The following is a 22,642-nucleotide window of genomic DNA, read 5'->3' on the forward strand; positions in this document are numbered from 1 at the left end:
TTTTTTTTATGGATATTTAGGACTGATTTCCGAAGATGGAATGTTTAAATTTTTCTCTGTTTAAAGCTTTTAAAGCTCTAATGATTATACTTTCACCACGTTTCAATGGTTTAGCATACGCTTAAAATTGAAAATTTAAACTTCAGTCATTTAGTTTGGGACGATAAAAAATACTACGGAGATATATCCGTTTTAACTAGCTTTGCGCTTTTAAAAATTAAACTATGATTTCTGTTGATGCTATTGCTGTTGAATTTAGTGGAGATACCCTTTTTAGTGATGTTTCTTTTGTAATTAATGAGAATGATAAAATTGCCCTTATGGGCAAAAATGGTGCTGGAAAATCGACCATGATGAAAATTATCGCTGGTGAGCAAAAGCCCACACGTGGTCATATTCGTTTTCCTAAGGATGCTGTTATTGCCTATTTGCCGCAACATTTATTAACCGAAGACAACTGTACCGTTTTTCAAGAAGCTTCTAAGGCCTTTGCGCAAGTTTTTGAAATGAAAAATGAAATGGATGAACTTAACAAAGCTTTAGAAACCAGAACAGATTATGAATCTGATGCCTATATGAAGTTGATTCAAAAGGTATCAGATTTAGGAGAAAAATATTATGCGCTAGAAGAAATTAATTACGAAGCAGAAGTTGAAAAAGCATTAGCAGGCTTAGGTTTTAAGCGCGAAGATTTTCATCGGCAAACCAGTGAATTTAGTGGTGGTTGGCGTATGAGAATTGAACTCACCAAAATTTTACTACAAAAGCCTGATTTAATTCTTTTAGATGAGCCCACAAACCACGTTGATATTGCTTCTGTCATCTGGTTAGAAGACTTTTTACTCAACAAAGCCAAAGCTGTTGTTGTCATCTCACACGACAAAACCTTTATTGACAATATTACCAACCGAACTATAGAGGTGACCATGGGTCGAATTTATGACTATAAAGCAAACTATTCGCATTACTTACAATTGCGCGAAGACCGCAGAAGCCATCAAATTAAAGCCTACCAAGAGCAGCAGCGATTTATAGCTGACAATCAAACCTTTATTGATCGATTTAAAGGTACCTATTCGAAAACCAATCAAGTTACATCTCGAGAAAGAATGCTTGAAAAGTTAGAAATTATTGAAATCGACGAGATTGATACTTCTGCCTTAAAATTAAAATTTCCGCCTGCGATGCGTTCTGGAGATTATCCTGTAACTGCTATTGATCTTACGAAAACCTACGGAGACCTTGTTGTTTTTAAAAATGCGAATATGAGTATCTCACGTGGCGAAAAGGTTTGTTTTGTGGGTCGAAACGGAGAAGGGAAATCTACCATGATTAAAGCCATTATGGGCGAAATAGACTTCGAAGGCAAATGTACGCTAGGCCATAACGTAAAAGTAGGTTACTTTGCACAAAACCAAGCATCCTTATTAGACCCAGAGTTAACAGTTTTCCAAACCGTTGATGAAGTTGCTCAAGGCGAAGTGAGAACTCAAATGAAGAATATTTTAGGCCGATTTATGTTTAGCGGTGATGCCATAGATAAAAAAGTAAGCGTGCTTTCTGGAGGAGAAAAAACAAGATTGGCTATGGTAAAATTACTCTTAGACCCTGTGAACCTGCTTATCCTTGATGAGCCCACCAACCATTTAGATTTAAAGTCTAAAGATGTTTTAAAAGAAGCTTTACTTGATTTTGATGGCACGCTGATTCTTGTTTCGCATGATAGAGATTTTCTGCAAGGCTTAGCCGAAAAAGTATTTGAGTTTAAAGAAAAGCGTGTTATTGAACATTTTGAAACTGTTGATGCCTATTTGGTTCGAAATAGGATTGAGAATTTGAAGGAGATAGACCTGAAATAAGATTCTAGACCACTAAAAGTTCTAATAAACTAGAGAATATCATCTTGACTCTTGACTCTAAAATTACGCACAATTCTTAAAACCTCTCGGAAATGGTCGGTAGGCATAATACTGTAAAACTTCTTCTAGCGCCAGCTTTAAGGCTGTATTTACTGGAACAATAAGGTTTCCTAATCTAAAATCGATCTGAGAAAGCTTCATATAATAATCGGTAAAAATGGGGACGTATAATCCCTCTTTCATCGCTTTTTGCGCCGCTTCGAAATTTTCTGCTTGAGATTCTTTGATAATTTTACAGGTAGCCAAACGCATTTCGCCAAACTTATCGCGATTGGCGCCATACCCAAAAAGACGACAAATTAATCCGCGGTATTGATAATCGCTACACTTACCGCTACCACTATCTACTACTGAAAGGGGTTCGTAAATATGGCAAATAGCAGAAGTTTTAGTCTTTAAATGGTCTAAAGTTGTTGCTGCTGTACCCTTTAAAAATAAATGTAAAGCCCAAGGAAGAAATTCTAACGGCGACGCATCAACCTCAGCATGCGTACAACATTTTCCACAACCTGCTTTACAATGAAGCGAGCTTTTAGATTGAAAAACAGCGATTTCTTTATCTAGAACTGCATATAATGAATCAACAGCTCTAACCTTCTTTAATATAGACATTTATAGTTTTAAATAGCGCGCAAAAATAAACTAAAAAACCATCTGTTTTACAACTATATTTTCTAAAATACTTCTATTTTTTAAGTGGTATTCCTCATGCGTTTTGGACCATACCAAAGCCAAAAGCCCGTGATGGTAAAAATCAATAATGCGACGCTCATGATGGTACTATAGGTTAACTTTATATAACCGCCTGAAATATTAAAAAATCGATCTAAAATAGAGCCATCGTGAATGTTTTCAACCAGATCGGCATTTCGCTTGCCAAATTCTAAAAGCTTTCCCGTTCCTCCATCGAGTTGCAAACCGTAATAATCATCAAAAATAAACTTCACAACGCCCTTGTCTTTGCGAATATCTACGCGATCTAAAGCAATGGGCTTTTCTGAAACTACTGAATCTTGAATTATAGTATATGCCTTTTGATATAAAACCTCTAAGGGCAACCATTCGGAAAATTCGGAAGTTGTTCCTTTTTGAGTTTCTGCCAACAGCAACCCGTTGCTGTTTTTTTTCCAACCCAATAAAAGTCCCGAGATAGAAATAAAAAAGAAAAAAATAAACAACACCGCCCCAGTGTATCGGTGAATTTTTCTAAAAATACGTAAAACTTTAGCTTGTTTTTTTCTGCTATTGGTTGAACTCATGATAAGCTATTCAATACGGTAAGAAGAAACTCTTACTTTAAATTTTGACTGCGGAAGATAGAAATATAAAACTAAAATTTTCTCAAAGAAATGCTAAAATTAGAGTCACTTCGAAAGCGCCATAAAAGGCTAATCGATACCGATTTGGCATGGTCGTCTTACATTCAAAAAACAATAAAAAAGAGAGGTTTAACTAGTCGAGTAGTTTGCAGTGGTCAAAAGAGGAAAAACTCTTTCTAAAAATTGATGATGCCCATGCACTCAGAATTACAAAAAAAGAGCAGCGCACTAAAAAAAACCTGGAGTAAAACACATATACCTCTAAAACAAATTAATCCTCATATACTGTTTTAGCATAATCGCTATGTAGTTCAGAAATTAAAAACTCAACCCGTCTGTTTTTAAAACGAAGTGTTTCTTCGTTATTATCAACGATCGGTTTTTTAAGACCAAAACCTTTCCATTCAATTCTATTTTTAGGCACTCCGGCTTTGATTAAAAAATTAGCTATTGTTTCAGCTCGTTTATGCGATAAGGTATCATTATAGTCGTCAGACCCCAAAGCATCTGTATGCCCATACAAGTTCACTTTTAAACTTGGCTTTGCTTCTAGGTAGGCTACTAAATCGTTTAATTGACGGGAATATTTAATTTCAATGGTCGTTTCGTCAAAATCGAACAATACATCGTCAAAAACATATAGTTCATTCAAATTAAAAAAGGGCATGGCCTCCACACTGACCATATCAATAAAATAATAGGCCGATTTTTTTGAGGTTTTTTTTACAACTTCCACCATGGTAGATTCATTGCTTTTAAAATTCCCAATAGTTAAAAAGCGCTCATTTCCCTTTGCTACAAACGTGGTTGAAATTTGCGTCCAATCTTCCGTGTTATTGTAAAAAGTACTGTTTGTAATTTCCTTAAAGTTGTTTGTAAAATCTGCAGGTAAATAGGCTAAATCTATATATTTTGAGGTACTCATTTCAAAAGCGGCTTTTGACAGTAACACGTCGAACCTATTCACAGCAAATTCTACTTTATCTGCTAGGTTAACCAAAAAAGAAACTTTGTATAGTTTTCCCTGCGTTAAGGGAGTATTCAATGATGCGGTAATATATTCTCTATAATCATTTGGTGCATACATATACATTCCGGCATAAGCATCCCCATCAAAAGGGAGTTGTGAACCTATAAAATTATTTTCAACAGGTAATTCTTGGCTGCAGGTGTGAAAATAATCGGTAGTACCTAAACTTGGAATCTTCCAATCTGTTGCATCTAAACTCAAGGAGCCGTATTCCTTAGGGCATTGGTGGTACGCCTCAAAACTAGGGTTTTTGACTAAATTTTGACTCTGTCCGAGAAAATTAGCCAATCCAAAAAATACGTATAACAACTTGAAAAATATTTTCATTATACACCAATAAGTCGATTAAACTATACACCAGTTGTATAAAATTAAGCATATAATCTTAGTTTTTGTCTAAATAGAAAATATTTTAGACGAAATACATAAGACTTACTTACCTAAAAATCAAACTTATAGGTTGCACCTGCGATCACTTGCAGCCCTTGTACGGGGTAGTTTGCCCAACGCTGATAATTACTATTGGTCAGGTTATTTCCTTTTAGAAAAACAGAAAGTTGGTTATTAAATCGATATCCTAAATGCGCATTGACATCCCAAAAAGCATTTAAAGAAATTTCTTCTGATGGAAAATTATCTTGTGGCGTATTTTGAACGACTTCTGATAATAAATCGTCACGTTGACCCATATAAAAAAGAGAAGCACCTAAATACCATTGCTGTGTAATTTGATAGTCCATAAATGCAGAACTCGTAAATTTTGGTAAGTTCCATGCAGGGCGATCCGTTTCTGTGGTATAATTGAATGCTTCTGCATTTAAGCCCAATGAAAAGTTTCGTTTAATATCCACATTCAATTCTCCAAAAATACCCAAGGTTTTTACGTCATCATAAAAAACCTCAAACGAATTACGATAGGTGTAGGCCTTATCATCATCTCTAAACGAATTTAAAGGGTTCCATTTAAACAATGGCTTTCTATTTTCTGTTTTGTACGTGGCTCTAATGTTATAACTCAAGTTAGGTATCAATTGTCCTTTAATACCCGCATAGGCATTATATTTTTGATCGGTTGGTTGAATTGTTAAGGTTGGTGACACAAACGGATTTTCCTCAACAAAGTCGTAATACGAATTCTGCAGCAATTCACCTTGAATACCACCATAAGCAATAACTATTTCTTCTAAAACGCGATAGCTCGCTGTAATATTGGGATAGATATAAAAATTACTATCGCTATTTTCAGCATCTAAACCAAAAACAAGGTTTGCTCCTAAATTTAAAGTCAAATCATCACGAATAATTTCAATACTTGGCCCAAATCCTGCTTGAAAAAAACGGTAATTATTTCCCGCTAAATTTTCTACACTATTTACATCTGCATTTTTAAAGCTTCCACCCAGATAATCGAGCTTTACATTAATTTTAATATTTTCATCTTGAACTGGAAAGGCTGCTATACCTTTGATCATCGCTCTATTTTCTGCTGATTTTGTGGCATCAAAAAAACGACGAAACAAAGCTTCTCCCCTTTCAAAGTATGTATCTTCAAGGTTGATATGTCCCGCAATTTCGGCGTTAAAATAATTTTGTTTTGAATCTAAGTCCTCAATTTGCTGATCCGTTAAATTCCCTAATGGTACTCCATACCAGTTGTATAGTTGATGTTGTAAGCCCAAATTAAGGCCCCAATCCAAATCTGTATCACTTTTAGCATAAGCGGCTACCAATTTAGTGTCATAAAAGTCATTATTTAGTGCAATACTATCAATTTGACCTCTTGAAGAATGGTGGGTAAGGCCTAAATCTAAGCGTTCATCTCTATTGATACTTCTACTGGTGTATACTTCTGCCAAAGCATTATCATAGGTGCCAAAACCCAATGAAGCATACGAATTGAAGAGTACGGGTGGAGCCACCTTATCGACCGTAGCCGCTTTTCCTTTTGCGGGTGTAAAGGTAGAAGCTACAGGAACGGAGAAAATAGTATAGTCAATTTTTTTCTTTTTTAAAACGATAGAATCGTTGATAACAGGTACCGATTTGATCTTAAAAGCATCTGCTACGGTGGGCTTGTAGGCCTTTACAACAGTCACTGTTTCGGTTCCTATAATGCTATCTTTATCTTTTTTTTGGGCTACAAGCGATTGGAAAAACCCCAAAAAAACAAGCATGAATAATTTTATATATTGCTGCATATTGTGTCTCTTTTGCAATTGGAAATTAATTTTGAGGGTTGACGGATGAATTGCTTTTCGCCTCTTTCGATTTAATTTTGAAGGCTTCTTGTTTCGCTTCTGCAACTATTTCGGGATACTGCGCAAAATTAACAATAACGCTATCTAAAATATAAGTAGCCTGATATGCATCGCCAAGGGCGTCGAAGTTTTTAGCCATTAGCACTAAACCTTTTCCACCCCATTCTTTATAGGCAGAAAAATCTTTGGCTAATTTTTGTACCGATTCATTTGAAGCTTCATTATTGCCTTCTTTATGCTTAAAATAGGCATCATAATATAAGGCTTCGGCAGCTAATGATCCTGTAGCAATACTCAATACCTCTGCATACGCTGTTTTTGCTCTTGCTTCATTATTGGTTTGAATAGCCGAACGAGCAATCATTATTTGAGCATCACTCTTAATCCGGTTATCTATTTTACTGGTAGCTAATACCTTTTCAGCATAGGCGATGGTTTTGGCATATTGCTTTTGTTCAAAATAGCCTTTCATTAAGTTAGACTGTGCAAAGGTGATATTCTGCTGAATATTTGCTGTTTGCTCTAATTTTTCAAGAAATGGTATGGCCGTATTGTAATCGTTTTTACTTACATAAATCTCGCAAACCCTAGTTAAGGCTTGTTCAGAATATTCACTAGTGCCTCTTTCAGCAACGTTTTTGTAATTGCTTAGTGCTTTCTCTTTATCGTTGTTAGCATAATACAATTGTGCTAAATTAAAGTTGGCTTTCAAAGCGTGGATTCCCTTTGGAAATTCTTTTAGGTAATTTAGATAGCCCCGCATCGCCTGGTCTGTATTGCCTTCTAAATATTTTTGATCGGCAGAACTAAAGGTAGCATTGTCTAATTCTGTATCTGTTACCTCTACAAAATCTAGACCACGAACCCACTCGGCATATTCACCAACTCTACCCAAATCAACATAAATAAGCTTGGCCGTAGTCACCGCTTGTATGGCCTCTTGCGTATTTGGGTAATCACGAACAACCATTTTAAATTTAGTCAAGGCTTTTTCACTTTCATTGGCATTATAATGAACCAAACCTTGACGCACGATGGCTTGAGGCACTAAGGAGCTCCCTTTATACTCGCTAATAAGTTTATCGTAAATACGCAAACCCTCATCTTCCTTATTTGCCCGTACATACGAATTAGCCAATTCGAAAAGCGCATCGTCCTTTAGGGTTGATTTTGGATACTTTAGCACAAAAGAATTCAAATCTTCTATTTTAGTAGCTACACGATCAACAAAACCATAACTCAATGCTTTTTGAAAAGCTGCGTAATCTTTTTCACTTCCCTCTCCTTCTAAGGCAGCGTTATACGCTTCTATGGCGGGCCAATATTTGCTTGAGGCAAAATAACTATCTCCCAAACGTAAAAAGGCATCGTGTTTTTTATCCGCTTCTTTGTTCAGGGTCGTATAATTAGAGAGGTAGGTTGCCGCATTTGCATAATCCTTTAACTTAAAATACGTATACCCTAAGTTGTAATCAAAATCTTCATAATCAGGTGTGGATTTTGCTTGTGGATTTTTTTGAAAATCTTTAAAACCAACCAAAGCCTCTTCAAATCTATTGCTATTATAGGCTGATTCTGCCCTCCAAAAAGTAGCCCTAGCTTTAAATTTTGGATCCTCTGCCTTGTCTAATGATTTGTCAAAAGCAGCTATAGCTCCAGCATAATCGGCAGCTAAAAATAACTCTACACCCCTGTAAAAGGCAACTTTCTGATAGGTTGCTTTACTTGCATAGGACTTATTGTTTTCTAAAAGTTCTAAGGCTCCAGCAAAGTTTTTTGAGGTAATGTATGAATCGACCAATAACTCTTGTATTTCCTGAGCATTTTCATCTTTAGGATAATTCTCTAAGTACTTGGTCAGTACAGTAGGTACATTTTCGTAAGGATTTCCTACTTCATAACTTAAACGTGCATAATTTAGAAAAGCATCTTTTTGAATTTGTTCCGAATAGGGCATTTGCGACGCATTTCTAAAAGCATTTAAAGCTTCTGACTTTTTATTCAGCTTTAAATAACATTCTGCCAAATGGTAATAAGCGTTCTGAGAAACATCGGTACTGCCACCAATAATTTTATTAAATTGTTGAATGGCGTTCGTATAATCTCCTTGCTTATAGTAACTATAGCCTAATAAATAATAATCGGTATTGCTCCATTTACCAGCTTTTCCATTGTACTCTAAAAGATAGGAAACGGCATTATCGTATTGTTTTAGATTAAAATAACTTTCACCTATAATTTTATTTAATTCTGATTTTTCTAAGCGATCCGCTTTTTGTAATTGCTTTTTAGCAAGGCCAATAGCTTCTTCGAATTTTCCCAATTTAAAATTCATGTCTGCCTGATAATAGGATAGCTTTTCATCTAAAACCTTTTGATCTGTGATTTGATCAAAACGCTGATTCGCCCCTACATAATCATCTTGCTGATAAGCGATAAACCCCAAGTAATATTTAGCTTGTGAGCCATAAATAGGAGAAGTAGTTACCTTATTTAGATATGTTTCTGCTTCTTTGGCGTTTTTTGAAGAGAATAACGCATACCCGTAATTAAAGTTAAATTTATCAATTTCTGCCCTAGATAATGAGCTTTGATCTACACGTTTGTACCATTTTAAGGCGTAGGGGTATTTTCCAGTTTCAAAATAGTACTCAGCCACATCGGTATATGCCGCGTTGCGTTTGGTCGACGTGGGGTAATTCTCCACAAAGTCTTCCATTAATTTATCTGCACCCAGTTGGTTTAAGCGAACCGCAGCATTTGCAGCATAATAGGCACTATTAGCTTCGGTCTCCGGATCTTTAGTGGCATATTTAACCTTCTCAAAAATAGCTTGTGCCGCTTGAAATTGTTCATTATTGTAGAGTGTCAGCGCTTGCTGATACTCTTTTTGATCATGGGTATAAATTTTTGATTTTTGTGCACTTAGAAGATGCCAAGACCCAATAAGGACTAGCAATAATGCGAATTTTTTCTTTAACATAGTGTTCTCCAACAATTAAGAAATGTCTCGTTTAGTAGTACCATAACGACAAAAAGAATGCTTAAGTATGCGAAGATACTTTTTTATTTTGAACAAAATTTTGTTTAATATCACCTTAAGGTATTACTTTTATAACAACATTAGGCACTATGACTGAAAGTATTTTAAAATTAACCGACGTTGCTATTTTTCAGAAAGACAGTTTAGTTCTGAATGAGGTCAATATTGAGGTAAAAAGGGGTGAATTTATTTATTTAATAGGTAAGACAGGAAGCGGGAAAAGTAGTTTTATGAAAACACTTTACGGGGATTTACCTTTAAAAGAAGGAACTGGTAGTGTGGTTGATTTTGACTTGAGAGCCCTAAAAGAAAAAGACATTCCGTTTTTAAGGCGTAAACTTGGCATAGTTTTTCAAGATTTTAAGTTACTCCCAGACCGAACGGTAAACAATAATTTTCTCTTTGTTTTAAAAGCTACAGGCTGGAAAGACGCCTCGAAAATGGAAGCTCAAATTGAAAGTGTTTTGGACAAAGTAGGCATGAAAACAAAAGGGTTTAAATTTCCACATGAGTTATCTGGTGGTGAGCAACAACGTATTGCCATCGCCAGGGCTTTATTGAATGATCCTGAGCTTATTTTAGCCGATGAACCTACGGGAAATCTTGATCCTCAAACCAGTGTAGAGGTAATGAAAGTATTACAAGAAATTAATAAAACTGGGCGTACTATTTTAATGGCCACCCACGATTACGCTTTACTACTTAAATACCCATCAAAAACGCTGAAGTGTGATGGCAACAAGGTATTTGAAGTGGTGCAAAAGGCGGTTTAATTTCTATTGGCTGGTCGCTAAAACTATTTCAAGTTTCGGGTTTAAGTTTTTTGAGGTAAACCAAGGACCTTTATTGTTTTAAATTTTTAAATATTATTATGATTTTAACCACTACAAACAGCATTGAAGGAAAAACAATTACCCACTATTTGGGCATTGTATCTGATATTACCTACACAGCTACTTTCAGCGGTTCTGGCATGTCTTTAAAAGATATGTTCAGCAGTAAAAAGTACTATGCTGCCTATGAAAAATCGCTCTTAGAGGCGAAAGAAGCAGTATTTCAAAAATTAAGAACACATGCTGAAAACTTAAAAGCTAATGCTATTGTAGGTATAAAGGTTGATGTAGAACCTATTTCTGGCTCCATGACAAGTATGATTTCAGTTGTAGGCACTGCAGTAGTTGTGATTTAGGGGGATGTTGGGCGTTGGGTGCTATATTTTGGGTTTTGGGTTAAAATCTTTTTGCTTTTTCATTTTTCATTTTTAAAAAAACTTACCTTTTAATACAACCAGTTTGATTCTAAAAAAACAAGCCTACAAACCCGATAAAAAAGCGAATCCAATTATTGGGATTTTGTTGTTTTTGATTTCTATTGTATTGGTAGCGATAACAACACCAATTGGTTTTATATATGGTGTATTGCACAGTGTTTTTACGAAAGGGTTTAGGGGAATTGGAGAATTCAGTTTAAACATGGCCATTTCGATTGATCAATTAGGAAATGTGATCATGCAGCATCTTTTAAATGTTTTATGGATTCGTCCAAACGGCTATAAATTTGGAAATAGAGACGAAACTATTTCTAGTGCTTTAGGAAGGAACAAACAGTTAAATACATTAACCAAATTCGGAAGCTTCATAGATGCTATTCTTGATAAAATAGACCCTAATCACTCTTTAAATTCTATCGATTATTACATAGAACCTTCAACCCAAATCATTGATAAAGTTGCATGGATTTATATTGAAGATTTTAAAATTTTAAGTACAAAAAATAAAGGTAAAACCAAGTTTTATATTCCAGGAGGTAAACGAGAACACCAAGAAACAGACCAAGAGACCCTTTTTCGAGAAATCAAAGAAGAACTACAAGTAGACCTGATAAGCGATACACTAAAATTTATTGGTATTTTTGAAGCACAAGCAGACGCGCATAAACCGGGAGTATTTGTAAGGATGACCTGTTATTCGGCAGCTTACTCAGGCCAATTAAAGGCTGACAATGAAGTTGAAGAACTTGTTTGGTTAGCCTATAAAGACAAACATTTAATTTCTGAGGTAGATACCTTGATATTTGATTTTTTGTTTGATTTAGGTTTATTGCGCTAGTCTATTATATTTTTTTGAAGGCTTATCGATGCTGATTTCTCAACGAATTGTTTCAAGCTAAACGTAATTCAGATAAATAAATTTAAACTTAAAGACCATTCTCTTTTTAGCGACTGTCTTTTGAATCTCCTGTATTTTGAACTTCGCATTTTTTACGCATAATTTTTAATTATTCCCTACTTTTGTTAAAAATTTAGTCTAAAACGTATGATATTATTAGGGATTGATGTAGGTGGATCTGGGATGAAAGGGGCATTAGTAGATACTACAACAGGTGAATTAGTAACCGAACGTTTTCGAATTCCCACGCCAAAATCAAGAAAACCAGAAGAAATGGCTGAAGTGTTTGCGCAAATCGTGAAACATTTTGATTATAAGGGTCCCATTGGTTGTGGTTTTCCTACGATTATTAAAAATGGCACCTGCAAAGCCCATGGAAATTTAAGCAAAAAATGGCTAGGCCTTAACGCAGAAGAGCTTTTTAGTGATTATACGGGTATGCCAGTTACGGTGATCAATGATGCTGACGCTGCAGGGTATGCCGTAATGAATTATGGTATCGGAAAAGGAAAGAAAGGTTTAGTTCTTATTATTACGATAGGGACTGGTTTAGGTAGTGGTGCCTTTTGGAATGGTGAGTTACTTCCGAATTTTGAATTAGGACAAATTCCATATCGCGAGCATAAAAAATTTGAATTATATGCCGCTGCCTCTATTAAGGAGCAAGAAAAACTAAGTTATAAGAAGTGGGGAAAGCGCTTTAATAAATTTTTAGAGCATGTGGATTTGATTATATCCCCTGATTTGATCATACTTGGCGGAGGTACTTCAAAAGATTTTGATCAATTTAAAGATCACGTTAAAATACAAACTCCTGTAGTCGCTGCTGAATTAGAAAATTATGCAGGGATTATTGGTGCCGCCATAGCAGCGCTAAAAAAGAAACCCTAATCGTATTTTTATCAAAAAAGCCTCGAATGAATTTCATTGGAGGCTTTTTAATTTTTTATTTTTCTGAAGCTAGTTTTGCATCCGCAGGTTTTGAAAAAAATTGATCAGGCACTTGAGGAACAAAGGCCACATCACTGATCTCAATTTTGGTAACATATTCACCCATTTCTTCGTTTTCTGTCAACATATATGTTTTTAAACCATTGGGTAGTAGTATACTATTCGTTACTGTTTGGCCTGTAACTTCCATAATCTTTTCTGGCGAATGACCACCATTTGGGAAATACTCAGGATAAGAAACAATATAGCGTATGGCACTTATGATATGTGTTTCTACATCAAAATAAAGTACGTAATAATCATCTGGTGCATCACCAACATTGGCATCAAAAGTAATTTTTACCACATCTTGTAATTTACCTTTGTACACTTTCTGTTTTAGAAGTTCTAATTGAACACCTTCTCCATCCAAAACAAAGGGGTAAGCTGCTAAATATAGTGGTGTTAGGGCCCAAAATTTAGTATCATATTGAAAGGTTGTACTATCTTTAGCCTTTACCCAAGCTTCCTTGCCATCCCAACCAAAACTTGAGGTGGTATCAGCATAGGCGGTGTGCTTGGCTTTGTTATTCCAAGTGTCTATAACTTGATAGGTATTTCTTCGTGTAGAACCGTCTAAAGGTTGATAATCAAATCTAAATGATACATATCCATTGGCATACCAAGTATCTAGTCCACCATGCGCCTCCATAGACTTCCATACTATTTTTCCTGCCTCGGTTACATTTAAATTTTCTTTTGCAATGGCTACTCTATTTTCTATCCATTTTTGAGGTATCGCATAGCTTGCAGCTAATAGTTCTTGCGAATTTTCAGTTTCTAAATCTTTAGGCGCTTCCTTACAAGAAACTACAAAAAGAAAAAAAACAAGTATTGCAAAATTAAGTATCAGTTTCATTTCATTCGTTTTAATGGTTGGTTTGTAGTCGTTTGCCATTGTACTACATTACAAAAAAACCCAAGAGAATTCTCTTGGGTTTTTTTATTGGTAATCTTTGTTTGAAAATTAAGCGATTTTATTACGCTTACGTTCATTTTCAGTTAAATGAATTTTTCTTAAACGAATAAACTTCGGCGTTACCTCAACATATTCATCTTTTTGAATATACTCCAATGCTTCTTCTAATGAAAACTTTATTGCCGGAACAATTTTAGCCTTATCATCTGCTCCTGAAGAACGCACGTTTGATAGTTTTTTAGTTTTAGTAATGTTGATCGTCATATCATCGCCTCTAGAATTTTCGCCGATCACTTGACCTTCGTAAATATCTTCTCCTGGATCTACGAAAAACTTACCTCTATCTTGTAATTTATCAATAGAATAAGGAATAGATTTTCCTAATTCCATAGACACCAACGAGCCATTTTGACGCTGTGGAATATCACCTTTCATAGGCTGGTATTCTAAAAATCGGTGCGACATGATAGCTTCACCAGCCGTAGCTGTTAACAACTGATTTCTCAAACCAATAATACCTCTTGACGGAATTAAAAATTCACAGATCATTCGGTTGCCCTTCGCCTCCATACTGGTCATTTCTCCTTTTCTTATAGATACCATCTCTACAGCTCTACCCGAAACTTCTTCAGGTAAATCTATCGTCAATTGTTCAATTGGCTCACATTTTACACCATCAATCTCTTTGATAATTACTTGTGGTTGGCCAATTTGCATTTCGTAACCTTCGCGACGCATGGTCTCAATTAAAACCGATAAATGCAATACACCTCTACCGAATACTAAAAATTTATCTGCACTGTTTGTTTCATTCAAACGAAGCGCTAGATTTTTTTCCAACTCACGCTCTAAACGATCTTTAATATGACGAGAGGTTACAAATTTTCCATCTTTACCAAAAAACGGACTATCATTAATCGTAAACAACATACTCATGGTTGGTTCATCGATAGCTATTGTTTTTAAAGCTTCAGGATTTTCAATATCAGCAACAGTATCGCCAATTTCAAATCCTTCTAAACCTACAATAGCACAGATATCACCTGTTTTTACTTCTTGAACTTTAAGACGCCCAAGACCCTCAAAAGTATATAATTCTTTTATTTTTGTTTTTACAATTTTACCGTCTCTTTTTACCAAAGAAACTTGTTGATTTTCTTTTAAACTACCTCTTAACAATCTACCAATGGCAATACGTCCGGTAAAAGAAGAGAAATCTAAAGAAGTGATCAACATTTGTGTATTCCCCTCTTTAGCTTCGAAAGTAGGAATATGTTCTATCACCATATCCAATAATGGCTCAATATTTTCGGTCTGATTTTTCCAATCATCGCTCATCCAGTTATTTTTGGCAGAACCATAAACGGTAGGGAAATCTAACTGCCATTCTTCAGCACCAAGCTCAAACATCAGATCAAAAACTTTTTCATGAACTTCTTCAGGAGTACAGTTTTCTTTATCCACTTTATTAATCACAACACAAGGCTTTAAACCTAAATCAATAGCCTTTTGCAAAACAAAACGCGTTTGCGGCATAGGTCCTTCAAAAGCATCTACTAGCAAAAGAACACCATCTGCCATGTTTAGAACACGCTCCACTTCACCACCAAAATCGGCGTGACCAGGAGTATCAATGATGTTGATTTTAGTACCTTTATACACTACTGAAACGTTTTTTGAAGTAATGGTAATACCTCGTTCACGCTCTAGATCGTTATTATCTAATATTAAATCACCTGTATTTTGGTTCTCTCTGAACAACTGACAGTGATACATAATTTTATCGACCAAGGTAGTTTTACCGTGATCTACGTGGGCAATAATCGCAATGTTTTTTGTTGCTGACATAATACTTTATTAAAGGAATTCTCTTTGCGAAAATTCCGCGCAAAGGTACTGCTATTTTTCGAAGTGGAAACTAAAGTTATGATTTTTTTAGTATGCTGATTTAGAGGTAGTTTACTTTTTAATTTTAAAAGCTAAAACCCAAGCTAATTTAGCACTTCAAATAATACCATAACAAATATTAAAATCCTCTTTAAAAAAATTTAGTCTTGCTTGTAGTCTAATCTAAAACCCTGCTGGATAAACTACCGTTGGCGGCCAAAGGTTTTTTGCGAACTTGCCGCCTCGCTACCTTTTTTATTTTCTGAGCAAAGGATCATAAGACCGAAAGTTAGAGCTGCACTACTACTTAATTTTATATATTATTAGATGGTTTAGATTTTTCTATTCCTTTAAATACCAGTCCAAAAATAGTATCTTTGCTACTCAAAATTTATTTCAAATGAAGCTCGATAAAATTCCTCAACTAAAATATACGAATCGTAATAATTTTTTTCTTTTATGTGGCCCATGTGCTATAGAAGGTGAAGAAATGGCCATGAGAATTGCAGAACGCATTATGACCATTACCGATAAATTAGAGATTCCCTATATCTTTAAAGGTAGTTTTAAAAAGGCAAATCGCTCTCGTGTGGATTCATTTTCTGGCATAGGTGATGAAAAAGCGCTGAAAATATTGCGAAAAGTATCAGAGACTTTTAAAGTACCTACGGTTACCGATATTCATGAAACTAGTGATGCCCTGATGGCTGCTGAATACGTCGATGTTCTTCAGATTCCGGCTTTTTTAGTGCGCCAAACAGATTTGGTGGTGGCTGCAGCAAAAACAGGAAAGGTCGTAAACCTCAAAAAAGGACAATTTATGAGTCCTGAAAGTATGCAACACGCCGTTACTAAAGTTACCGATTCTGGAAACGAACAAGTAACGATTACCGACCGCGGTACTATGTTTGGCTATAAAGATATGATTGTTGATTTTAGAGGCATCCCTACCATGAAAGCTTATGCGCCTGTAGTTTTAGATGTTACGCATTCTTTACAACAACCCAACCAAACCAGCGGTGTTACAGGCGGGAGGCCTGATATGATTGAAACCATTGCAAGAGCGGGTATTGTTACCGGTGCAGATGGTATTTTTATGGAAACACATTTTGATCCCTCCATAGCTAAAAGCGACGGTGCCAATATGTTGCATTTAGATCATTTAGAGAAATTACTAAGCAACTTGGTCGCTATCCGAAAAACGGTGAATAGCCTGTAAGTCGTTATAAGCTATGCAGGACTAATCTAAAAGTCAATACACGCACGGCATTATTATGGGGCAAAAATTCAATAACTTTTTATAGCTATTTGTGACAACACCATGAAAACACATTAAAAAAGAGTTTCTTTTATCTTAATGATTTAGCCACCATATCTCAGTTATACCCATTCAAAAAGTTGAAAATACTATTTTTAATTCCCATCTACATACTCTTGTAAATACGCATAACGTGGTGTGAGTTTTCCATTTTTTGTCATTCTAGCACGTTCTAAAACCCCATTTTTATCTCCATTAAAAAAAGCAGGAATTACATGCTTTAAAAAAGCGTCTCCAAAACCTTCACTGGCATCACGAGGCAATTCACAAGGTAAATTATCTACAGCCATAACAGCAATAGCCTCAGGGTGTTTAAAGTCTGTTACTGTTTCAGTTTTTGGGTCATAACCATAAATTGGATCAGCAATAGTAGAAGGTTTAATAGTTGTTGCTACTGGCCCATCGATGTCACAACTTACGTCGGCGACCACCTTTATTTTAAAATCAGGGTGTTTTACATCTTCTCTTGTATACAAATAAGGAGCTCCTTGACCGTAAAAATGCCCTGCAATATAAAAATCTGTTACTTTAGTAAACCTAAAAAAGTTAGATTCATATTGTTCTGGATGGGCAAAAAAATCTTGCTTATTACCTCGAACACCATCGCTACGCTTATTATATTCTGAAGCATCAATCTGACAATATACAGGTTCTAAAAATTGTTTTTCCAGATATTCCTTAACCGAAACTTTTTTCAGGTGCATAGCGTCTAACATTTCTTTTGCACCATTACCCACTCTACCCCTGCCCGTCAATAAAATTTTAATATTTGGGAGCTTAATTTTTCGAAGTTCCGCAATCAAAGCTTCTTGATTTGCTAAATTTTCAGCTTTAGGAAGTTCAAAAGCTTCAAACTTGAGTCCGTATGCTCTAAAACCATTATACGCGCCTACGATACCAGCATACCGGCCAAATGCTACCAAACGCTGCCCACTTTCATTCGTAATTACTTCATGATCGTAAAGTTCAATATTTTTAGCTAAAACAGCTTGTAACAAGCTACGGTTGTACGACTGCTTTTTTATGGTGTGTGAAAAGAAAAAATATTTTTTATCAGGGATTAGATTTTCTATAGGGACTTCCTTTACACCAAGCAAGACCTCACAATCTTCCATACGCGAAGCAACGGTAACATCTTGTTCCTTATAAGCAGCATCTTGATAGGTTCTTATGGGTGATGGCTCGACAATAACAGCTGCATCAGGAAAATTTTTTAACAATTCTTTACAGGCTTCTGGAGAAAGAACAACGCGCTTATCTGGTGGATTCTTACGCTCTCTAATAATGCCAAATTTCATAGTTGATGTATTTTGAGTAAAAATAATTAAAAATCAAAAAAGAGCAATTCCCAATCAGAGAAACTTGTTTTCTTTGCTTTGGGATTCATGAGTTATTTGGTACTTTTTTTCTTTCCTTTTGAATGTGTTGCTGGTTGAAAGCTTTAAGCTAAACACCAACTTTTTACATGAGCAGGGTTAAAAAAAATAGTAATTTAACTATTGTTAGGTGTATTGTTGTAAATATAACACAAGACAAGATGGCACGCAAAACTTTTTTTGGAATACTTTTTGAAGTATCTTTGCTGGCTATGCTGGATAAATAAACAATTCATTTGGCATTTTCAAGTTCGTTGACAAGAATAAAAAAGTGAAGTTAAAAAGTGTGTTGATTTAAAATCGACAATACTCCTATATTCACCTTGACACCATCGTGTCTAATTCAATGGGGCCGACTGGTTTTGACAGCGAGACCAATGGCAATGTAAGCATGTCGAGCGCTGGGCTACAGCTCGTAAATCTCATTTTCCACACTTTTAATTGGCGAAAATAATTACGCTCTTGCCGCTTAATCTGAATTACAGTAGGATTTAGCCTCGTCTCTACTAGGTAGAGAAGCGAGATGTTCCTGAATAGCCCTTGTTGGCGGCGATTCTTTAAGGAGCACCAGAAATGTCAACACAAGGGTAGTATTGCTTTGATGCTATCACAAAAATTTAAGAAGCTAAGTGTACAATAGGCGGTTTTCAGTCGGTTGTGCATCGAAAAATAAATGAAAACTAAACATGTAGAAAGCTTTGTAATTGCTTGTTTGGACGAGAGTTCGATTCTCTCCGGCTCCACGATTAAAGCGCAACTGGTTTGCGTATTGAAATCATAAAAATCTGTCAGGTATTTTCACTTTGGCAGATTTTTTTTGTTTTAATACGCCTGTCCAAAAAGTACCTTCATTTGTATGCACAGGACGTAAACTTTGGGCAAATCCGAAGGTAAGCCTTCCTACGCCACTTTTTGAGTATCAAAACGCAACAAAAAAGCTTTGCATACTCAAAACAATTTTGAAGGCTCAGCTATCATAGCAGATTTGTACAAAAGAAATTTGAGAATGTACACTAATTTTTTAAATATCCCTTTCACAAAACAGGACAGCGTTTTAATCATTATAGAGGCAACGCACAACGCCTTTTTTGACATTTTCACTGGAAACAGTTTAAATATATTTTAGAAAATTCTGCTGAACACACAAATTTTACGGAAAAGAACTACCCATAAAAACATAGCCACTATAACTTTTTCGAAAGCTAAGCGTTTATTGGCACGCTACATTTTATTAAAGAGACCTAACTAAAAAAAATAAAATTACTCCTTCATCCCAGGTTGCACTAACTTGAAATTTGTATTTTCTTTTTCAACAGCTACCATGTTCTTAACATCGGCAAGTAGCTTTTTAGCATCGTAAATAATACCGTCTTTAATTGTGTATTTTACGCCCCCAACTCTCACAACCTTATTATCATCTGTTAATCGCACGGCTCCAGTACCATATAAAACTTTTAAATTTTGTAATGGATTTTCTTCAACAATTACTAAATCTGCTAATTTTCCAATTTGAACAGAACCAATTTTATCTTGCCAACCCAAGGCCTCTGCTCCATTTAAGGTTGCTGATCGAATTATTTCTAATGGATGAAAACCTGCTTCACGCAACAATTCTAGCTCTCGTATATACGCAAAACCATACAACTGATAAATAAATCCAGAATCTGAGCCTGTGGTAACTCTACCCCCTCTATTTTTATATTCGTTGATAAAAGTCATCCATAATTGATAATTATTTTTCCAAGCCACTTCTTGTTCCGTTCCCCAATTGTGCCAATAAGATCCGTGTGAAATTTTGCTAGGTTGATAAAATTTCCACAAAGATGGCAAGGTATACTCCTCATGCCATTCTGCTCTTCTGGCTTTGTGTAAATCTCTACTTGCTTCGTAAATATTAAAGGTAGGGTCTAAGGTAAAATCTAAAGCTAATAATTCATTCATCACATTATTCCAATGTTCTGAATACGGTTTTGCTGCTTGTGCCCAAAGCTTTCCTGCTTCCTCAAAACGATGTTGTTCATTTTGGTAATTATAATCCAAGGGGTAGTTTTGCACCGTTTTGTCCTCAAATAAAGCTTCCGGCAAACCATACCAATGCTCCATGGAGGTTAAACCCGCTCTTGCTGAATGCAACACATTCCAACGAGCTACACTTAGTTGCGCATGATGACAGGCGGAGCCCAAACCTAATTTTTTATTTTCTTCTAAAGCAGCTTTCATAATTTCTGGTTCAGCACCAAAAAATTTAATACCGTCTGCACCATTCTTAGCATTCTCTCTTACCCATTCTCGAGCTTGTTCAGGGGTATTAATTTCATTTTTTGCGCCTGAACCAAAACCAACATAATCAAAAATTCTTGGGGCTATGATCTTATTTTTTGCACTTAATTGTTTCAATTCTTTGGCATTAATACCACTAGGCTGTCTAACCGTCGTGACGCCATGAGCCATCCATAATTTGAATACATATTCTGGACTTGCACCTTGCGCATTTCCTCCTATATGTCCGTGCATATCAACAAATCCTGGCAATAAATACATGCCATTGGCATCCAATTCTTTACCTCCGTTTTTTAATTTTGGACGTTCTTTTTCGTCAATGGGTACTCCTGGATAACCAACTACTTGAATGGCAACAATTTTATTGTTTTCAACCACAATATCAACAGGTCCGCGTGGTGGTGAACCATCGCCATTTATCAAGGTAACGCCTCTAATAATTAATTGACCATAAGGACCTTCACCTAAATAATTTTCTTGAGATTGCATGGTAAAATGAATCGCAAAAATGGCGATCCAAAAGAGATAAAGTCGTTTCATTTTATTATTTTGTGTTTGTAATGTAAGCATAAAAAATAAAAGGGTACTAATTTTAAAACCAAACTATTAAAGATATACCATCTGGTGTATGAACATAAAGCTTTGACATTATGCCATTTCAAAGAAAAAATTAATTCTTTAAATGGTATCACAAATAATTTTAAATGCTCACCTAAGGTAGACACCCTAAAGTATTGTCATAAAAATCATGATAAACAAACTTATGCTTCATTAAACCTTACACTATTAAAACCACATTCCTGCACGAAGTTCTCCTAATACACTTGTAACTCCAAATAAATCAAAACTAAAATTTTACCCATAAAGAAGTTTAGATTTTTCAATTATGACATATTTACTTTAAATTTGTTTAAAAAAAAGCTCATTATTAGAACATTGCAAAATGAAAAAGCATTACTTCATACTGTGTATCACTACTTTTCTGCTGTCTTGCAGTTCAAATGAGTCTATGCCGACAGATTCAGAAATTCCGACTGAAAACCAGACATTTAACATTACTATAATGGTTCAGGGTGAAGGAACCGTGTCAGAAGAGGCCATTAACGCTGCAAATGGTCCTAGCTATAACCAAGGAACAAGGGTTCAACTCACGGCCATACCTTTAGAAGGTTGGGCGTTTGTAGGTTGGCAAGGAGACTTGGTGCTAACGGAAAATCCAACAGAAGTAGTCATGAATAGTTCTAAAAGTATCATTGCAGTATTTGAGACTATACCCGATGATACTGGAGGTCCGGTCGACCCCCCTCCTGGAGAAGATTCACTCATCTTTTTAGATTCAAATGGATTAACGATCAGAGCTTATTCTAATGCGCAACCAGGAGATACGGCTATTTTAAATGGTAATCAGTACCTCATAGTGGATAATGAACTTCTTAGAGAAATTGTTGTAGATCAACGTCAAGACCTTTCTACCCTAGTAACTACCTACGTCACAGATTTGAGCAGTATGTTTAGAGACAAACAAACAATAACGCCTGATATTACTGCATGGGACACTAGCGGGGTAATAAATATGAGTTATATGTTTTTTAATGCATCGGTGTATAACGGAGATCTTAAACTTTGGAATACAGCCAAGGTTACCAATATGGCTTATATGTTTGCCCAAACCAATGCTTTTAATCAGGATCTTGGTAATTGGAATACAGCAAATGTTGTCAATATGGAAGGCATGTTTAATAATGCTATTGCCTTTAATCAAGATTTAAGCAAGTGGTGTGTTCCTTTAATTGCCAACAGACCTATAAATTTTGCAACCTCATCGAATCTTCCAGAAAACTTTATTCCCAGATGGGGCACTTGTCCTGAATAAATAAGGTATTCTCCCAATAAAGACCTAGGTTGAAATACTTTTTCCTTAAAGAAATGTTTCGATTATCTGGAACCTATTACTTTTAGGAAATACTTTGCTAATTTTTAACAAGCTTTCTCAAAAGTATAGAGAGCTTCCTTTACACTTCGGAAAACACATTAGGAGATCATAAAGTTTTTTTCTTGGCTCCCTTTAAAGAACTCCTAAGCCAAGGGTTGATTAGCTTTTTAGTTTAGCGTAGACAAAATTGTTGATTATTTTA

17 protein-coding genes and 1 other RNA gene are annotated in these 22,642 nt (G+C 35.5%); 9 read left to right on the top strand and 9 right to left on the bottom strand.

The genetic code is table 11. The features are described from left to right. Positions 1 to 224: 224 nt before the first annotated feature. On the top strand, positions 225 to 1,859 hold the full coding sequence (locus tag GQ45_RS06660) for an ABC-F family ATP-binding cassette domain-containing protein (RefSeq protein WP_047416143.1): 1,635 nt from the start codon (positions 225 to 227) through the stop codon (positions 1,857 to 1,859). A gap of 63 nt (positions 1,860 to 1,922) precedes the next feature. Here GQ45_RS06660 and GQ45_RS06665 read toward each other — a convergent pair whose 3' ends face one another. The 5 genes from GQ45_RS06665 to GQ45_RS06685 form a co-directional block, all read right to left on the bottom strand. Then, complete coding sequence (locus tag GQ45_RS06665; RefSeq protein WP_047416145.1) at positions 1,923 to 2,531, bottom strand: YkgJ family cysteine cluster protein; 609 nt, start codon at positions 2,529 to 2,531, stop codon at positions 1,923 to 1,925. Between the two features lie 80 nt (positions 2,532 to 2,611). After that, complete coding sequence (locus GQ45_RS06670; protein ID WP_047416147.1) at positions 2,612 to 3,178, bottom strand: PepSY domain-containing protein; 567 nt, start codon at positions 3,176 to 3,178, stop codon at positions 2,612 to 2,614. A gap of 331 nt (positions 3,179 to 3,509) precedes the next feature. Continuing rightward, positions 3,510 to 4,595: an OmpA family protein gene (locus tag GQ45_RS06675; protein WP_052188144.1), complete on the bottom strand. Its 1,086-nt coding sequence runs from the start codon at positions 4,593 to 4,595 to the stop codon at positions 3,510 to 3,512. A gap of 113 nt (positions 4,596 to 4,708) precedes the next feature. Next, positions 4,709 to 6,466 (bottom strand): TonB-dependent receptor, encoded by a 1,758-nt coding sequence (locus GQ45_RS06680; protein ID WP_047416149.1) that lies wholly within the window; start codon positions 6,464 to 6,466, stop codon positions 4,709 to 4,711. Between the two features lie 25 nt (positions 6,467 to 6,491). Next, positions 6,492 to 9,509 (bottom strand): tetratricopeptide repeat protein, encoded by a 3,018-nt coding sequence (locus GQ45_RS06685; RefSeq protein WP_047416151.1) that lies wholly within the window; start codon positions 9,507 to 9,509, stop codon positions 6,492 to 6,494. Between the two features lie 149 nt (positions 9,510 to 9,658). Here GQ45_RS06685 and GQ45_RS06690 point away from each other — a divergent pair, with 149 nt between their 5' ends. The 4 genes from GQ45_RS06690 (at position 9,659) to ppgK (ending at position 12,628) form a co-directional block, all read left to right on the top strand. Next, positions 9,659 to 10,342, top strand: a complete 684-nt coding sequence (locus tag GQ45_RS06690; protein ID WP_047416153.1) for a cell division ATP-binding protein FtsE — start codon at positions 9,659 to 9,661, stop codon at positions 10,340 to 10,342. 98 nt (positions 10,343 to 10,440) lie between these two features. Beyond that, complete coding sequence (locus GQ45_RS06695) at positions 10,441 to 10,758, top strand: YbjQ family protein (RefSeq protein ID WP_047416155.1); 318 nt, start codon at positions 10,441 to 10,443, stop codon at positions 10,756 to 10,758. 103 nt (positions 10,759 to 10,861) lie between these two features. After that, on the top strand, positions 10,862 to 11,677 hold the full coding sequence (locus GQ45_RS18355; protein WP_369798274.1) for an NUDIX domain-containing protein: 816 nt from the start codon (positions 10,862 to 10,864) through the stop codon (positions 11,675 to 11,677). Between the two features lie 207 nt (positions 11,678 to 11,884). Next, positions 11,885 to 12,628, top strand: a complete 744-nt coding sequence (ppgK, locus tag GQ45_RS06705; protein WP_047416157.1) for a polyphosphate--glucose phosphotransferase — start codon at positions 11,885 to 11,887, stop codon at positions 12,626 to 12,628. A 55-nt stretch (positions 12,629 to 12,683) separates the two neighbouring features. On the opposite strand, the gene GQ45_RS06710 is transcribed toward ppgK, so the two are convergent. Together GQ45_RS06710 and typA are read right to left on the bottom strand one after the other, a co-directional pair. Next, positions 12,684 to 13,586: a hypothetical protein gene (locus GQ45_RS06710; protein ID WP_047420136.1), complete on the bottom strand. Its 903-nt coding sequence runs from the start codon at positions 13,584 to 13,586 to the stop codon at positions 12,684 to 12,686. A gap of 108 nt (positions 13,587 to 13,694) precedes the next feature. Beyond that, positions 13,695 to 15,494 (bottom strand): translational GTPase TypA, encoded by a 1,800-nt coding sequence (typA, locus tag GQ45_RS06715; protein WP_047416158.1) that lies wholly within the window; start codon positions 15,492 to 15,494, stop codon positions 13,695 to 13,697. 439 nt (positions 15,495 to 15,933) lie between these two features. On the opposite strand from typA, the gene kdsA reads away from it, so the two are divergent. After that, positions 15,934 to 16,752 carry a 3-deoxy-8-phosphooctulonate synthase gene (gene kdsA / locus GQ45_RS06720; protein ID WP_047416160.1) on the top strand — a complete coding sequence of 273 codons (819 nt, stop codon included), beginning with the start codon at positions 15,934 to 15,936 and terminating at the stop codon, positions 16,750 to 16,752. 194 nt (positions 16,753 to 16,946) lie between these two features. Here the strand turns inward: kdsA and GQ45_RS06725 are convergent, their stop codons facing one another. Continuing rightward, the gene (locus GQ45_RS06725; RefSeq protein ID WP_047416162.1) at positions 16,947 to 18,149 is read right to left on the bottom strand and encodes an NAD(P)-dependent oxidoreductase; all 1,203 of its coding nucleotides are present in this window, start codon (positions 18,147 to 18,149) and stop codon (positions 16,947 to 16,949) included. Between the two features lie 426 nt (positions 18,150 to 18,575). On the opposite strand from GQ45_RS06725, the gene ssrA reads away from it, so the two are divergent. Both ssrA and GQ45_RS18360 read left to right on the top strand, forming a co-directional pair. Next, positions 18,576 to 18,973, top strand: a transfer-messenger RNA (tmRNA) gene (ssrA, locus tag GQ45_RS17780). 194 nt (positions 18,974 to 19,167) lie between these two features. Next, positions 19,168 to 19,353, top strand: a complete 186-nt coding sequence (locus GQ45_RS18360; RefSeq protein ID WP_047416164.1) for a DUF5694 domain-containing protein — start codon at positions 19,168 to 19,170, stop codon at positions 19,351 to 19,353. Between the two features lie 134 nt (positions 19,354 to 19,487). On the opposite strand, the gene GQ45_RS06735 is transcribed toward GQ45_RS18360, so the two are convergent. After that, complete coding sequence (locus GQ45_RS06735) at positions 19,488 to 21,047, bottom strand: amidohydrolase family protein (RefSeq protein ID WP_047420138.1); 1,560 nt, start codon at positions 21,045 to 21,047, stop codon at positions 19,488 to 19,490. 469 nt (positions 21,048 to 21,516) lie between these two features. Between GQ45_RS06735 and GQ45_RS17525 the strand changes: the two genes are divergently transcribed. Continuing rightward, positions 21,517 to 22,380 (top strand): BspA family leucine-rich repeat surface protein, encoded by an 864-nt coding sequence (locus GQ45_RS17525; protein ID WP_052188145.1) that lies wholly within the window; start codon positions 21,517 to 21,519, stop codon positions 22,378 to 22,380. Positions 22,381 to 22,642 lie beyond the last annotated feature (262 nt).

The sequence above is a fragment of the Cellulophaga sp. Hel_I_12 genome (assembly GCF_000799565.1).
Lineage (GTDB): Bacteria > Bacteroidota > Bacteroidia > Flavobacteriales > Flavobacteriaceae > Cellulophaga.

What these genes read in the sequence shown, in the direction of transcription:
- typA (WP_047416158.1), bottom strand. Translation starts at nt 15,494, where the DNA reads ATGTCAGCAACAAAAAACATTGCGATTATTGCCCACGTAGATCACGGT.
- GQ45_RS06665 (WP_047416145.1), bottom strand. Translation starts at nt 2,531, where the DNA reads ATGTCTATATTAAAGAAGGTTAGAGCTGTTGATTCATTATATGCAGTT.
- kdsA (WP_047416160.1), top strand. Translation starts at nt 15,934, where the DNA reads ATGAAGCTCGATAAAATTCCTCAACTAAAATATACGAATCGTAATAAT.
- GQ45_RS06675 (WP_052188144.1), bottom strand. Translation starts at nt 4,595, where the DNA reads ATGAAAATATTTTTCAAGTTGTTATACGTATTTTTTGGATTGGCTAAT.
- GQ45_RS06685 (WP_047416151.1), bottom strand. Translation starts at nt 9,509, where the DNA reads ATGTTAAAGAAAAAATTCGCATTATTGCTAGTCCTTATTGGGTCTTGG.
- GQ45_RS06725 (WP_047416162.1), bottom strand. Translation starts at nt 18,149, where the DNA reads ATGAAATTTGGCATTATTAGAGAGCGTAAGAATCCACCAGATAAGCGC.
- GQ45_RS06660 (WP_047416143.1), top strand. Translation starts at nt 225, where the DNA reads ATGATTTCTGTTGATGCTATTGCTGTTGAATTTAGTGGAGATACCCTT.
- ppgK (WP_047416157.1), top strand. Translation starts at nt 11,885, where the DNA reads ATGATATTATTAGGGATTGATGTAGGTGGATCTGGGATGAAAGGGGCA.
- GQ45_RS06735 (WP_047420138.1), bottom strand. Translation starts at nt 21,047, where the DNA reads ATGAAACGACTTTATCTCTTTTGGATCGCCATTTTTGCGATTCATTTT.
- GQ45_RS06680 (WP_047416149.1), bottom strand. Translation starts at nt 6,466, where the DNA reads ATGCAGCAATATATAAAATTATTCATGCTTGTTTTTTTGGGGTTTTTC.
- GQ45_RS06695 (WP_047416155.1), top strand. Translation starts at nt 10,441, where the DNA reads ATGATTTTAACCACTACAAACAGCATTGAAGGAAAAACAATTACCCAC.
- GQ45_RS06710 (WP_047420136.1), bottom strand. Translation starts at nt 13,586, where the DNA reads ATGAAACTGATACTTAATTTTGCAATACTTGTTTTTTTTCTTTTTGTA.
- GQ45_RS06690 (WP_047416153.1), top strand. Translation starts at nt 9,659, where the DNA reads ATGACTGAAAGTATTTTAAAATTAACCGACGTTGCTATTTTTCAGAAA.
- GQ45_RS17525 (WP_052188145.1), top strand. Translation starts at nt 21,517, where the DNA reads ATGCCGACAGATTCAGAAATTCCGACTGAAAACCAGACATTTAACATT.
- GQ45_RS06670 (WP_047416147.1), bottom strand. Translation starts at nt 3,178, where the DNA reads ATGAGTTCAACCAATAGCAGAAAAAAACAAGCTAAAGTTTTACGTATT.